The sequence below is a fragment of the Trueperaceae bacterium genome (genome assembly GCA_002707365.1).
Lineage (GTDB): Bacteria > Deinococcota > Deinococci > Deinococcales > Trueperaceae > UBA6957.
Window position 1 is genome coordinate 105,212 of the sequence record PAMQ01000017.1, and the last position, 13,617, is coordinate 118,828.

Genomic DNA, 13,617 nt, shown 5'->3' on the forward strand with positions numbered 1-13,617 from the left:
GTGTAGGACGTTTAACATCTTACCCCCGGGGGGCCCGTGGTAGCTTTAAGAATGCTTTTCAGGCGATCGCCTTTGGCTGAATTGGGACCGACCCATAAGGCCCTTGCGCAGGGTGAATATGAGGCGGCTTTTGCCCTTCTAGAGACTGTTGCGAAACGGCCGCGAAACTTAACGTTCCAGGCAACTTATCGGTTGCATCTTGCCGCACTTTATGCCCTTTATGAGGAAGAAGGCATCGAGGGTGGCGCGTTGGAACTTAGGACTGCAGTTGGGATAGATCAGACTATTGTGCACGAACCTCTTTATCAAGCGCTTTATTGGGAATTTGCTGCTTATCGTGGTGAATCATTAGGAGAAGTTAAGCTAGGCATAAGAGAGATTTCTGTTCTTGAAGATCCTATAGCTGGGTATCATGCAGCCTGCGCTTTGCTTGCTGTTGATGGTAACAAGAGCGCAGCCGTGATCCTTGATTTGCTCGGTGCTACAACACTTCCAAGGCACCTGGACTGGCGGCGTTGGTCCCGACTTGGTCAGGCTCAACAGAAGCTTGGTAAGTTTGAACAGGCTATCCATTGCTTTGAGCAAGCGGTGGCCCTTACTGAGGGCTACGAAAGAGAATCAGAACGTATTAATCTCGCTAGTTGCCAATTTGAGACAGCCAACCATCAGGGGGCTCTAACTACCCTCAAAGACGTTAATGACGAGGTGCTTGGGGATAACGAAGAATTTGCTGTAAAACGGTACCTCCTTGGCCGCATTCATCTTGAAAATAATAATCCTAATCAGGCCCTAGAAGTTCTTTTAGAGGGGTATATGATTAGAGGATTAGCTAGAGAAACGGCATTTAGTATCGCCTACGCCATCGGACAGGTCTTAATGACTCTGGGTAGATTTAAGGAAGCAGTCAAGGCTTTTGCTGAAGCAGTTGAACTTTCAGAAGGTGACAATAGGACCATAGCCCTCCATGAACAGGCTCACGCTCTCACCGAATCTAAATGTTACGCAGAGGCTCAACTTGTTTACGAAGACATTCTTTCTGATCCTAGCTATGCCCGTCGCGTAGAGGTATTTGCTGGCTTAGCCGAGGTTCTGTTTAGAAGTGGAGATTATGAGGCAGCAGAAACAATATCTAGGCGTGCCCTAGATAACGGTGCTACTGCGGCAGCATGTTTTTGTTTGGGAAACATATCATTTGAGTGTTTTCGGTACGAAGACGCCGCGACATGGTATGAAAAAGCTGCAAGTGCTTCTAAAAAAGGCAGCCCCGACTGGGTCGGGGCGCAACAGATGCTTGCCGATGTATTTGCTCAAATTGGATCGAAGGCTGCCCCCCGCTTGCTTCAACACGCTGAGGCTGCTATAGAATACACCGATCCCAGTAATGAATGGCATCTGACATTAAGCCGTTATATTGAATTAGCGCAATCCCAGCTCAGAAGAAACTATCAAAAGGTTAATTGAGAACCAAACCACATATTTAGTACCAAGGTGGTTTACTTAGGGACGGTTTAAGTGGCCATAAACATAGCTTTTTATATCTTTTAAAGTTTTTACAGAAGTTAAATGGGTTGAATGAATCTTATAAAGCAACCAGAGGGAACTTAGTTTATACAAGGGCAGACTTATGTTGGTTGTCACCAAACTTTGACTGGCCTCGGCTTTAAGTAATCACCCAGGACACAGCGTGGGCCCAATAACTACAAGCTCACCAATTTAGATTATCCTGAAAGAAGTAAGGGAACCGTGGTTCAGATATGCGGGCAATCTCGTCTTATTAAAGCCTAAGGCCCTAGAACTAGTTAGCAGTCTTTTGATAAACATATCCTCAAGTGACTGGAAGCAGGTGATGTCATTATAGAAGGCCTACTGATTGCAGAGAAGCTTGATCGCTTGAAGGGAATTCTCCCTAGCAAGGAAAGCTCATGGCGCTTCCCTGATCCTCAAACATTTGTGCTGTCTATGGGGGATACTAGTTTGTGGTTATGGATAAAGCCCCCGCACCCAGAAATGACAGTCAGTTGCGATATGGCGAAACGAGGAAAGTATCAGACTGGTTTTCAGGAGTTATTGCGGGCTAAGGCTAGTGGAAGTCTAATTTCGGCTGCACAAAAAAAATTAGATCGAGTGGTTGTTCTTTCTTTTTCTGCAGAGACTGGCTTTGTGCCTATTCCCCCAGTACAACTCGTGGTGGAGTTGACAGGCCGTAATTGTAATCTTGTTCTAATTGATGAGAATAGGACGATCCTTGGAGTTGCTCGGGATGTTGACATAGATAAAAATCGTTTCAGGCAACTGGGTCGTGGAATTAGGTATGCATTCCCTCCGCCTTACAAAAAACTTAATCCGATTCATTCTTCTTCTCAGGAGTTGACAGAGGCGCTTAGTGGCAAAAGCCTAAAGCATGTAAAAAGCATAGTTGACGGCATAGGTCCTAATCTAACAGAGGTCCTAGGTAGGGTTGTAGGGATTTCCACCATAGACGAGCTTAAGGAGGACTCTCTCAAAAAAGTGGTCTCATACCTCAAGATTCTTGCAAAAAACCCAACAGATATTATTAATCAAGTAATTGAAATGCCAAAACTTTCGATACGAAGAGAAAGTGAACGGCATCATCGGGCTAGGCAGAAAGTTGAAAAGGAGCAGCTTAAACGTTTAACCGTCATTGAGCGTAGGCTTTCGGATATTGATCGGGCTCGCAAAGCAGTTAAGGTCGGAGGTCAAATTAAACAGGAAGCAGATCTGCTTATGGCCTATACACAAACGATTCCTGAGGGGGCGAATAGTGTGACTTTGATTGATTTTGAGGGAGAGGAGAGAACCTTCTTAATAGATGCTCGGATAAGTCCTGTAGAGAATGCTCAGATTCGTTATGCATCGGTCAAAAGGCGGCGAGATAGACTCGCACAAGCGCAGAAGCTTGAGCAGGATTTACAAAAAGAACGCGAATCAATCAAGGAGTTCCTTGAAAATCTGGATGTCTTGCCCGTGGAAGCCCTTGAAGCTGAGTTGGAGGGTTTTCAAAATAGGGTAACCATCTATCGTAAGCAGTCACCAGGCCTTGCATTTGTATCACCCCGTGGTTTAAATATTCTAGTCGGACGTAATGCTACCGAGAACGACGCAATTACTTTCAAGCTTGGTAAGAGTCTGGATATATGGCTCCATGTTCAAGGGTATCGAGGCTCACATGTTCTGATCCAAGCTAAGAATAAAGAGGTGCCATTTGATACGATCCTTATAGCTGCCTCCTTGGCAGCAGGGTATTCACAAGCCCGTAACTCCGAGAATGTAGCTGTAGATTACGCTTTGAGGAAAAATGTGTGGCGGGTTAAAGGCATGCCAAAAGGAAGCGTGCACTTTAGTCACCAGAAAACCGTTTATGTTGACCCAATTCGCAAGTTATCTGACAGAGATAACCTATAGTCAGAAACTATAACCGCATTTAGATCCTGGTTTTAGACGATAAAATCGGTTTCCAGGTTGGGCCGTGGTTACTTCTTAGTCTTGCTTTTTTGGAGATAAAGCCTCTTGGACGTTGGTTATTCTAACTGTGTTAGCCCTAGGTTTTCTTATCTAAGCTTTTCCAGTAGAGCCAAATAGTTTAAGTCGACTTTTCACCATACTCTTTACTTCTTCCCGGGCGGGGCCAATAAGGTTGCGTGGGTCATATTCATCAGCCTTATCAGCCAAAACCTCTCGTAATCGCGCAGTGAAAGCTAGGCGTAAATCGGTATCAGTATTTATTTTAGCGATACCGTGCGTTATTGCCTTGCGAACGTCCTCTTCAAAGATGCCTGAAGCATTTTTCAGAGAACCACCCGCATTGTTGAGTCTACTGACTATCTCTTTAGGCACCCCACTAGCTCCGTGCATAACCAGTGGGTTGGGTAACCTTAGGGCAATTTCTTTAATTCGGTCGTGGTCTATAAAAGGTCGGCCAATCCCCTTGTTTGCTCCATGGGAAGTGCCTATTGCAATGGCGAGGTAATCAGCTCCACTGCGAGATATAAACCGTTCAGCTTCATCGGGTTTGGTAAGCAGCGCGTCTTCCTGAGATACTACTATATGTTCCTCAACGCCACCGAGACGACCAATTTCTGCTTCTACAGTAACTCCAACAGCGTGTGCAGCTGTCACCACAATTTTAGTTTCGGCAATGTTGACTTCTTCATCTTCATGCGATTTATCAATCATCACCGATGTGAAACCGTAACGTAGAGCTTTAATGCACGATTCATAGGATGAACCGTGATCTAAATGAATCGCTACTGGAACGGAGGCGTCTTCACCCATCGTTTTAACGATGTCCACCAATTGTTTGTCTCCGTATTTAAGCGCGCCTTCTGAAAGAGATAAAATCACAGGGCTTTTGGATTCTTCGGCAGCTTCAATAATAGCCTGCGTAATCTCCATGTTAGTGGTATTAAACGCACCAACACCGTATTTACCGAGACGGGCAGGCTTCAACAGTTCTAGCCCAGACTTTAATGACATTTAGAAAGTATACCTTAGTCCAATTTAGTTAATTGGAAGGCTATTCAAGTCTATTTTTGAGTTGATTCATTACCTGTTTTATCTATTTCATGTTCAGATGTGTTGTCAGGCTCATTCGTTTGTTGTTTGCCTCGAAGAGCCCGAATTTTTGCCATGTCCATAGCTCTTCCATTAAGATAGCCACTGCCGAAACCTAGCGCAGCAAAAAGGATAACAACCAACAAATTGTCCTTATTGTCTACCACTAGTAGTAAAGCAACGATAAGAAGCAGGGTAGAGGCAATACGTATGGGTAATCGCCATTTGGCAGTAATTTGGTTTTGATCCTCAGACGGTAAACCTCGGAGGTGCCCAGCTATGTAAATAACAGCTATAGCTATGAAGAATACCCAATTTGGTAAGTCAATCACTTTAACTCCCTTCGTGGGCCAGGCACGATAATGTTTTTACCATAGCCCCGTTCACGGCACTAATTGCGCCTGGTATGTCCCAGGCTTCTCGCTTTCTTTCTCCTACTATATTGCTAATCCCACGCAATTCTGCGAAAGGCACTCCAAGCTCATGACATACTTGAGCAGCAGCAGCGCCTTCCATAGATTCTACCGAGACTTTGAAGCGGTCTTTAAGGAAAGCTGCTTCTTCTAACGTACCAGTTACTGTTTCAGAAGTTCCAAAAGTTACTGTAGCTAAACTGTTGCTGTCGGCTACTACAGAAGTTAAATAAGGATCAACTGGAAACTCGTTATAGAGGGGAGGATTCCCCCCAGATAGGGGGATTCCAATGCTTGACATGTCTTCCCAGCCATTATTTCCACGAACACCAGTATCAAGATGTATCTCTCTACTAGCTAGGGCAACCTGTCCGACATTCAGAGATGTACCTAGGTAGCTTCCCCCAATCCCAAATTGAATAACCCCTCTTGGATTTAGTTGTTTGATTGCAAGCGCAAGCCCAGCAGCAGCATTCACCTTGCCAACGCCATGGTGCAGAACAAAGAGTTCTAAACTTTCAAGTCGGCCTATAAAACCCTTTCCAAAAGACAATTCTGCAGGTTCTTTTAACTTGATTATGCTGTACAGAAGACTCGCTTCCTTTGCGGTGGCTGTAGCGAGGAGAAAACCTGTCATAGCACAGTTTACTGGAGAGCGGTGGATGGTATCACAAGTAGAGAATAGGTAACCAATAACATAGGTTGGTTCTGCAAATGAATTTAGTTAGCACCGTTATTAAGCATCAAGTTTATTCTCAAATCCCCTCTTCTAAAGAAGGGTGACAGAGAGAATCATGATTCTCTCTGTCACCCTTCCGAATACACAAAGCAACAGGTGTAAGCTCACGCTTGCAGACAAACCATTTATTCTGCCTATTGTTTGGAATTATTCGTTTCGCCTAACTTATTAGTAAATAGTAGATCCAGGTTGAGGTTTATGATTCGGGCCTGAAATTAGGTTGTGTGATCAGGTCGGTGCAGTAAGGCTTTAACGTAGGAAGCTGCATCATACGGTTGTAGGTCATCGAGAGTTTCTCCGATACCGATGAATTTAATAGGCACATGTAAATCGCGGACAATAGGGACAATAACACCCCCCTTTCCGCTACCATCAAGCTTAGTCACTATTATTCCTGTTAGGGGGATAGCCTGGTGAAACCTCTTTGCCTGCTCCAAACCATTCTGCCCTGTTATCGCATCGAGCACTAGCCAAACATCAGCTGGTTCAGAATCTTCAACTTTACTTATTACACGATGAATCTTTTTCAATTCTTCCATTAAATTGTGTTTCGTATGTAGGCGACCAGCAGTGTCGACGAGAAGCAAGTCGCTGCCATTGGCTTTACGAGCAGTGGCAGCGTCAAAAGCAACAGCACCAGGGTCTCCTCCGTGCCCCCCCGTAATAGTTGATATGTCAAGTTTGTCTCCCCAAAATTCAAGTTGAGCAGATGCCGCTGCTCTAAAGGTGTCAGCTGCCCCAAACATTACAGAACGTCCAAGATTACGATAGTAGTGTGCAAGTTTGGCTATTGTGGTTGTCTTGCCTACCCCATTGACCCCGACTACCATTATCACTTGGCCTTTAGGTTCAACAACTTTCCTAGTGACGTCAATATTGAAACCAACCTGACGTAACTTATGTCTAATTCCAGGTGGTTCTAGTTGGTGCAACAAAGCTTTTTCTAAGGCGCTTTGAAAAGGGGTCCCGTCCTCAAGATTGGCTTTGGTGTCGTTGATTATTTCGTCTGACAACTCCATACCAACATCAGCAGATATCAGGGAAAATTCAAGAGAATCCCAATCCACATGTGATGTTTTTGAGGACGAGGGGAAATCGAAAAATAGGCCCTTACGTGTTTTACTGAGCCCGTTTGTTAATCGAGAAAACCAGCTCATTGATCAGCAGTCTTTGCCTTCTTTTTAGGGTCATTAGAGCCTGTTTCCTTTTGGGGGCGGTCGTCTAAGAGCCCGGCGTTGATTACTTGCAAAGCACGGCTAATGCGTCCAAGTGCTGTTTGTTTACCAAGAATTGTTAATAAATCAGTGACACCAGGGGCTTGACTACGGCCCGTCAAAGCTGCTCTAAGCGGTTGTAAAACCTTGCTCATGCTTACGGCTTGGGACTGAACATAGTCTCGTAATAGGTCATCGATACTATCGTAATCATAAAATTCCAGTATCGATAACCGTCGCTCAAGGTCCTCCAGGTACTTTTGTCCGGCGAATAATCGCTTAAGGGCATCATCCTCATAAGGAAAACCACTGTCAAAGAAGTAACGCGCTTGGTCTACGAAATCGATTAGAGTTTCAGTTCTGGGTCGGAGAACATCAATAACATCGAGAAGATAATCTTCGTCGGACCATTTGTATCCTGCCTTGACAAACAGTGGTTCGACCCGAACTGCCAAGTTTTCTAAAGAGAAGATCTCTCTGAGATATTTAGCGTTAAAGTGACGTAAACGTTTTGAATCGAAAATAGGTTCACCTGGAGATAATCTTTTAAGAGTGAAATGCTCAATCATATCGTGTATTCCAAAGAATTCACGGCCATCGGGCATGCTCCACCCAAGCGTCGCTAGGTAGTTTAAAAGGGCTTCCGGGATTATTCCTTGTTCGCGATAAGACTCAAGGCTTGTATCGGTTTTCCGCTTACTTATTTTGCTTTTGTCAAGGTTACGTAATAAAGGTAGGTGTAGGAACTCGGGCTGTTGCCAGCCGAAAGAGCGATAAAGGTGAATATGTAGTGCTGTGCTGGAAATCCACTCTTCAGCCCTAACGACGTGAGTCACTCCCATTAAATGATCGTCAACTACTACTGCAAAGTGATAGGTAGGATAACCGTCACTCTTTATCAGAACGGCGTCACGAATTTCTGTATGAGGCCAGCAAATCTCGCCACGCAAGCTATCAATGAATCTTGTTTCTCCTTCGTCTGGCGCCTTAAAGCGTATTACGTGCGGCTCTCCCTCAGTAGCTCTTCTTTCTTGTTCATTACGCGCCAGGTTTCTACCACGGCCGTCATAGCCTTGGGGTTGGCCAAGTTGTTTCTGCTTGTGGGCCATAGATTCAAGCTCATCGTCAGTCTCAAAGGCCCTATATGCGCAACCAGATTCGAGGAGGAGTTCTGCATGATTTCGATATAAATCGAGTCGCTCGCTCTGTCGATAAGGGCCATTATTTCCACCAACCTCAGGTCCCTCATCTGGGGTTAAACCAAGCCAATCCATAGCGGACAAGATCCGTCGTTCTGAGTTAGGATCGTAACGCTGTCTGTCAGTATCTTCAAGTCGAAATATGAATCGGCCGTTCCCTTGTTTTGCCAAGACATAGTCAAAAAGACCAACGTACGCGGTGCCAACATGGGGGTCACCGGTTGGAGAGGGAGCGATTCGAGTCACGACAGTCATGCTAGGAGCCTCCGATGGAATAGAGCCCAGGTCATAGGACGTTAGGCTAGGTACAGGAAGCATTGTAGCTCAGGTTGGGCATGCCTTGGGGTCGTCTGGACGTTAGGTACGTTTGTCGCGACTACCTTAAGAGAGGAAGTTCCAAAGTAAAGTAAAGGTCGCTAGTAACCAAAGATAAGGAGCAAACCAGCGGAATTTTCCGCGCCGCAACACAGCGAACAAACAGTATAGGGCAATGTAACCTGTCACGAATGACGTAAGTGTCATTAGCGTAAGGGAGCCTAGTCTGATTTCTTTTGGTAGGTCAAAAAGGCCTAGAACCGCTACACCAAGGGAGATTACCAAGTACATCATAAAAGAAAAGCGCGGGGCTAGTTCATTAGAAGCGCCTCGGGATAGTAATGCAGATATAGTTATGCCAGATCGTGATATCCCAGGGATAACTGCCAGGCCTTGGGCCACCCCAGTAAATACAACGTCAAAAATAGTTAGATTACCCACCTTGGTTTTCGAGCCAGAACATGGTGCGAACCAGAGGAAAAGCCCTGTAATAATTAGGGCAAACGAAACTGGAATCGGAGAATTAAGTTGTTCGAAAACCTCTCTTAGGCCGAGACCAAGAAAAATCGTCGGGATAGAAGCTAAGAGCACTCGGATTGCAAGAGCCCATCCTTCTTGTGTTCTGCCCCGAGGAGATTTAAGGCCTGAGAAAAAACCCGTTACAGCAAAATACACATCTCGCCTTAAGAAGACAATAACCGCTAGGAGTGTACCCGTATTGGTTGCTATATCAACGTGGAGAGGAAGCGACTTTCCCCAACCAAGATAGTAGTTGACGAGAACAAGGTGGCCTGAACTGGATATAGGGAGGAACTCTGTCAGGCCCTGTACGAAACCGAGAATTATCGCTTGCAAAGAACTCAAGGTAAGTTCGTGGGAGTTTGATTAAGAGGGTTTGCTACTTCTACCTGGTCATATTGACGGATTTGGGGAATTCTTGATCTTAGGCTCATTATGACTGAGGTGAAAATAATCCTGGGAACTATTGTTATGCCAGTAATTCTAGGTTCTCGATCCCGGACTCCACTCGTATCCGATTTTGGGCTGGTCCAGTCTATCGTTTACTGTATTGGGGGGCACGTCTAGCCTTATGTAGGCCGTACTTTTTACGTTCCACCACTCGGGCGTCTCGCTTGAGGTACCCTCCTTGCTTAAGGGTGGGTCGGAAATCAGGGTCTAATTTCAAGAGTGCTCGTGCTACTCCAAGTTTAATGGCATCCGCCTGGCCGGAAGGGCCACCGCCAGCCACAGTGATTAAGGCATCATATCTACCTGCGGTGTTGGTTGCCTTGAGAGGTTCCAGCGCCTGAACGGCAGCCAGGATACCTCTAAAATAGGTTTGGAAATCCTTGCCATTAACAATGATTCGTCCATTGCCAGCGCGGAGAAACACACGAGCCACTGCTTCTTTGCGACGGCCAGTTCCATAGTATTGTTCTTTCATCAGCTAAGCTCCATATCCACGGGTTTCTGGGCTTGATGTGGGTGATTTGATCCAGCATACACTTTAAGACGACGAATCAATTTTCTGCCAAGACGATTTTTTGGGAGCATGCCCCAAACAGCACGTTCAATTACTCGTTCAGGACGCTTTTGAAGCATGTCGCGCGCCTTTATTTCTTTGAGGCCACCTTGGTAACCACTGTACCGAGTGTAGATTTTCTTGTCTAGCTTTGCCCCAGTGAATACAACTTTCTTAGCGTTAATAACGATTATGAAATCTCCTCCCGGTTGGTTGGGAGTGTAATCTACCTTATGTTTGCCACGCAGGAACTGTGCGATTTGAGTTGCGAGGCGACCAACTGTTTGGTCCTTAGCATCAACCAGTAACCAGTCGTTATGGGGTTCTTGGGGAAAGTACGTCTTCACGTCCGTCACGTCCTTAAGGGATCGGCTTTGATAAATACCCACACGATAAATCGTTGCGTAGAAATCAAGCCAGACGCGAGTTTAGCATACGGTTGGCTGAGCGTAAAGGTAATCTCACTGGTAATTGGGGGCTATCCTACGGCAGTTACTTAATATTATGCGAATTGGTGGGGTATGATTGAGTAGAAAATGAAATTGCGTTTAGACCCATGGGCAGTCGAGTACCAATCGTCATTTCAAGCTAATGAAAGTGTTTCCGATACGGTGGACGCAGTTGATATTTCGGTCGAGCGAGAAGAAGAGGATTGGATCCCGCTCAAACCGATCAACCCTGCTGAGCCTACGGCGTTAGTATTCTTAGATGGGAGCCGACGCATTGAGGCTCGAGTTTTTCTGGAAGATGGCGGTGACGAATTTGTTTATGGGGCTCTAGGAAGTTACGGAGTCGGGGCAGTGGTGTCAGATTTGAAAATTGCTACCTATCCTGATGCCTTCCAAGTTGAACGTATATGTGCTTTGAGTGGAGGGCAAGGCTACGAAGACCTTTCCTTGCCGGAAACGGGAATACACAGTTTAGGGGACATGCGGTACCGGGTGGTTAGTACCAACGAACGGGACCCTGATGCAGTTGTACGGCGCCTTCAGGCCGAAATGCGTGACGCTGAAGCGCAACTAGCAGCCAGACTGGTCACCCAATACCCTAATGCTTTTGTAATTTGTGATGGGCCAAGGCCATTGTTGGCTTCAGAACCTAATTTGATCGGTTATATTAAGTCAATCCACGAGTTAAAGATTGGGGATGCGCAACTTGAAATTGTGCGAAAACTCGAAGAAGGACAACGATCCCCGATATATTTGTTAAGAAGTGCAAATCCTCAACATCAAAGATTTGAGTGGTTTTTACGTTTGAGGGACCCGAATCCTTGGTTCTTTAGTCTTGCAGGTATGGTCCGTCTTCAGGCCCTTGCTGGTCCAAATCCAGATAATACAGTTGAGGCTGCTGCTGCTATAGCTGATTGGAGCTGTTCTGTGTTACCTCACTTTGCAACCAGGCAACATCAAGACCCCCGTGCACCACAGCAACTGCTCCCAGTCCGGGCTCTTGAGGAGGAATTACGTAGACGAATGGGCAATCCAGAATTGATTCGACGCCGAATTACACGCTTCCTTTCTACCTCTAGCGGCGTAGCGTGAGTACAAAACAGGCGATTGGGATTGTCCTCGGCTCCGAGGACGCGACCCCACTCCAGTTTTGGTTCGCTGTCAACGAGTCAGTCAAGGTACAGCTTGACGATCTTGTAAATGTTGAAGTTGAAGACCCTTCGAAGTCGGGTGCCTTGGTGAAGTTCTACGGTGTCGTGGATGAAGTGCGTCGTAAACTCGAAGGGATTCAATTCGAAGGCGACACCGTACTGGTCGCTGAGGGTCTTCTGCCAGCCAATATTTCATATGCTGCGCACGTGCTAGTTTCTCGTGTTGAACCTGAAGAGTTTCTCCCACCCGGTCCCGGCGATACCGTCTTAGCGGCTACAGGAGAGGCGTTGGAGAAAGTTTTATACCTCGATACCATGGAAGCGCCTTTTCCGGCTGGCGTTCTTCGCAGTGGCGATCCGGGGTATATAAACTTTGATTTTATAAGTGGAGAAAAGGGTGCTCACGTCAATATTTCTGGGATTTCTGGTATCGCAACAAAGACGAGTTATGGACTATTCCTGCTTTATAGCATGTTTAACGCCCGCCAACTTAAGAATCCTGAAAGACCTGTTCTGGATGGCGGTTCAGCCAAGGCAGTTGTATTTAACGTCAAGGGAGAAGACTTGATGTTTTTAGATAAGCCCAACCAACGGCTCATGACCGAAGAGGGTCGTTGGCAGGAGCGGTCTCGTAGCGACCAAACCCGTTACGATTTACTGGGATTGCCTGCTAGGCCGTTCGAACTTTGTCAGATGCATGCGCCTGCACGTGAAGCATCCAAAGGTGGGGCTCTCATGCCTGACCTTCAGCAGCGCGAAGGTGAAGGGGTGGCTCCTTACGTGTGGACTGTGCATGAATTTGCGGACGAACGAATGCTTCCCTTTGTTTTGTCCGATCGCGATGCCATGAGCAATCTCGGTTTCTTAGTTAGTCATCTTGAAGAACGGCTTTATCGTTTGAGTGAAAAACAGCGTGGACCCCACATTGAAGTTGAACGGTTTTCAGAGGCTCCTGAACAATTCTTAGGTGGGGATGACCTCGGCCCCCCAATCCAGATTAACGAGGATATTGGTCCTGAAAGCTTTAATGATCAGGGAACAGAGTCCAATGATGTAGGACTTACGGAAAAGCTTGAAACGTTCGGCGACCTTATCGATTTTTTAGAGTTCAAGTTGTTAATGGATAACGAGGGTGACGGCGATAGAGCTTGGACAGCTAATCAGGCCAAGGCAACTCGTGAGGCATTTATCCGTCGCTTGAGGGGAGCAGGTAAACATTTGGCTCGCTTGATTCGAGGGGACCTGGCTCTACGTACTTTGGAGCGACGTCAATTAACAGACATATTTGATAGTACAAAACAAGTCCATGTCGTAGATATCCATCAATTGCACCCAATAGCACAGATGTTTACCGTCGGCGTTATCCTTAAGCAAATATTTGACAAGAAAGAAGCTGGGCGTTCGGAACGAGTCTTTATAGTCCTTGACGAGCTCAACAAGTACGCACCGTCTGAAGGCGAAAGCCCCATCAAGGATGTTCTATTAGACATAGCGGAACGAGGAAGAAGCCTCGGGGTAGTTCTGATTGGGGCTCAGCAAACAGCTTCTCAGGTGGAGCGTAGGGTTGTTGCTAACGCTGCTGTAAGAGTAGTGGGACGCCTTGATCCTGCTGAGGCAGAACGTCCAGAGTACCGATTTATGCCAGGAGGGTTCCGCCTTCGGTCAACAATTTTGGCTCCAGGAACCATGATTGTGCACCAACCTGATGTTCCTAGCCCAATGATGCTTACTTTTCCTTTCCCAGCATGGGCAACTCGACCTAAAGAAGTGGACGCATTTGTTTCGGACGAAGAAGCGCTCGACATTCTTGGTTGATTACGAGGCACAAGAAAGTGGTAGGTGAAAAAGATTCAGAACGGCTTCACTGGATCTGATTAGCAACGTACTGCAGGTCCTTGTGCCACTCCAGCTTCCTCGAAAGACTAAACACAAAGTTTTGATCTACGAATATGGAAAAATTTCAGAACTCACCATATGCTTTTTGAGTAGGCAAATAGGGTGTTTCTGTGATTTCTGTTCGGGAAAAACCTGAGGCTATTATTT

12 protein-coding genes are annotated in these 13,617 nt (G+C 46.2%); 4 read left to right on the plus strand and 8 right to left on the minus strand.

Annotated elements, in window-relative coordinates; translation table 11 throughout:
• Positions 1-36: 36 nt before the first annotated feature.
• Positions 37-1,461, plus strand: a complete 1,425-nt coding sequence (locus tag CMO31_08405) for a hypothetical protein (protein MAZ54015.1) — start codon at positions 37-39, stop codon at positions 1,459-1,461.
• 489 nt (positions 1,462-1,950) lie between these two features.
• Entirely contained in the window at positions 1,951-3,423 is a 1,473-nt protein-coding gene (locus CMO31_08410; GenBank protein ID MAZ54016.1) for a hypothetical protein, read from the plus strand.
• A 150-nt stretch (positions 3,424-3,573) separates the two neighbouring features.
• On the opposite strand, the gene fba is transcribed toward CMO31_08410, so the two are convergent.
• The 8 genes from fba to CMO31_08450 form a co-directional block, all read right to left on the minus strand.
• A complete protein-coding gene (fba, locus tag CMO31_08415) occupies positions 3,574-4,494 on the minus strand; it encodes a fructose-1,6-bisphosphate aldolase, class II (GenBank protein ID MAZ54017.1) in 921 nt (306 codons plus the stop codon).
• 50 nt (positions 4,495-4,544) lie between these two features.
• Positions 4,545-4,904, minus strand: a complete 360-nt coding sequence (locus CMO31_08420; protein ID MAZ54018.1) for a hypothetical protein — start codon at positions 4,902-4,904, stop codon at positions 4,545-4,547.
• Position 4,905: 1 nt separating this feature from the next.
• Entirely contained in the window at positions 4,906-5,622 is a 717-nt protein-coding gene (mqnB, locus tag CMO31_08425; GenBank protein MAZ54019.1) for a futalosine hydrolase, read from the minus strand.
• Positions 5,623-5,939: 317 nt separating this feature from the next.
• Complete coding sequence (locus CMO31_08430) at positions 5,940-6,881, minus strand: signal recognition particle-docking protein FtsY (GenBank protein MAZ54020.1); 942 nt, start codon at positions 6,879-6,881, stop codon at positions 5,940-5,942.
• A complete protein-coding gene (locus CMO31_08435; GenBank protein MAZ54021.1) occupies positions 6,878-8,392 on the minus strand; it encodes a glutamate--tRNA ligase in 1,515 nt (504 codons plus the stop codon). Before CMO31_08435 ends, CMO31_08430 begins: the two co-directional genes overlap by 4 nt.
• Positions 8,393-8,518: 126 nt before the next feature.
• Positions 8,519-9,316: a UDP-diphosphatase gene (locus tag CMO31_08440; GenBank protein MAZ54022.1), complete on the minus strand. Its 798-nt coding sequence runs from the start codon at positions 9,314-9,316 to the stop codon at positions 8,519-8,521.
• Positions 9,317-9,506: 190 nt separating this feature from the next.
• Positions 9,507-9,896 (minus strand): 30S ribosomal protein S9, encoded by a 390-nt coding sequence (locus tag CMO31_08445; GenBank protein ID MAZ54023.1) that lies wholly within the window; start codon positions 9,894-9,896, stop codon positions 9,507-9,509.
• On the minus strand, positions 9,896-10,321 hold the full coding sequence (locus CMO31_08450) for a 50S ribosomal protein L13 (GenBank protein MAZ54024.1): 426 nt from the start codon (positions 10,319-10,321) through the stop codon (positions 9,896-9,898). Before CMO31_08450 ends, CMO31_08445 begins: the two co-directional genes overlap by 1 nt.
• A 189-nt stretch (positions 10,322-10,510) precedes the next feature.
• On the opposite strand from CMO31_08450, the gene CMO31_08455 reads away from it, so the two are divergent.
• Complete coding sequence (locus tag CMO31_08455; protein MAZ54025.1) at positions 10,511-11,515, plus strand: hypothetical protein; 1,005 nt, start codon at positions 10,511-10,513, stop codon at positions 11,513-11,515.
• Complete coding sequence (locus CMO31_08460) at positions 11,512-13,389, plus strand: ATPase (protein MAZ54026.1); 1,878 nt, start codon at positions 11,512-11,514, stop codon at positions 13,387-13,389. Before CMO31_08455 ends, CMO31_08460 begins: the two co-directional genes overlap by 4 nt.
• Positions 13,390-13,617 lie beyond the last annotated feature (228 nt).